The 973-nt window shown below is 63.4% G+C and carries 1 protein-coding gene; it reads left to right on the top strand.

Going from position 1 to position 973, the window contains the following annotated elements; genetic code table 11:
* Positions 1 to 92: 92 nt before the first annotated feature.
* Positions 93 to 973 (top strand): IS481 family transposase (locus JF781_RS27970; protein WP_142274745.1); only part of this gene is annotated, 881 nt, incomplete at its 3' end.

The raw sequence follows: 973 nt of genomic DNA, 5'->3' as shown, positions 1-973 counted from the left end.
TGTAAAGGTTCAAGACATGTTGGACGGCAGGGGTTCTAGAGATCCTTGACGGGTTCAGCAGATCTTTGACGGTCTGGTTTGATGCTCGTTCTGTGAGCGATGAGACGGCCGGTGATTCCGCCGATTGGGTGACTGAGCACAGATATCGTGCGGTCCTGCAGGTCCTCGACGGAGTTCCCAAAAGCCAGGTGGCACGGGAGTGCGGGGCGTCGCGGCAGTCCGTGCACTCATGGGTCATCCGGTATGAGGCCTTCGGCTTGCCGGGATTGGCCGATCGGTCGCGTCGGCCGTTGACGTCGCCGAACGAGCTGTCGCCGACGGTGGTGGCGATGGTCTGCGAACTGCGCCGAACATATCCGCGCTGGGGTGCTCAACGCATCGCTCACGAGCTGGTACTTCGTGGCGTGGACGCGCCGCCGTCGCGGTCGAGCGTCTACCGAATCTTGGTGCGTCATGGCCTGATCACCGCGCAGCAGCAGAACCACAAGCGCAAGTACCGGCGCTGGCAGCGCGACGCCCCGATGCAGCTGTGGCAGATCGACATCATGGGCGGGGTGTTCCTCGCCGATGGTCGTGAGTGCAAGTTGGTCACCGGCATCGATGACCATGCACGGTTCGTCGTGATGGCCACTGTCGTTGCCCAGCCGGGGGCACGCGCGGTCTGCGCGGCATTCACCGCGGCCATGGCCGCCTACGGCGTGCCCTCAGAAGTGTTGACCGACAACGGGAAGCAGTTCACGGGCCGGTTCACCAAGCCGTATCCGGCTGAGGTGCTGTTCGAACGGATCTGTCGGGAGAACGGCATCACCACGCGGCTGACGAAACCCCGATCACCGACGACGACCGGCAAGATCGAACGTTTTCACAAGACGCTGCGCCGCGAGCTCCTGGATTCCGCAGGCCCCTTCGTAAGCATCGAAGCCGCCCAGCAGGCGATCGATGCCTGGGTGCACGGTTACAACCACAGCCGTCC

The sequence above is a fragment of the Mycobacterium sp. WUMAC-067 genome (genome assembly GCF_020217485.1).
In the GTDB taxonomy this organism is placed as follows: domain Bacteria; phylum Actinomycetota; class Actinomycetes; order Mycobacteriales; family Mycobacteriaceae; genus Mycobacterium.
Note: the sequence above shows the minus strand (reverse complement) of the source record. Positions and strands in the feature narration are given on the sequence as shown.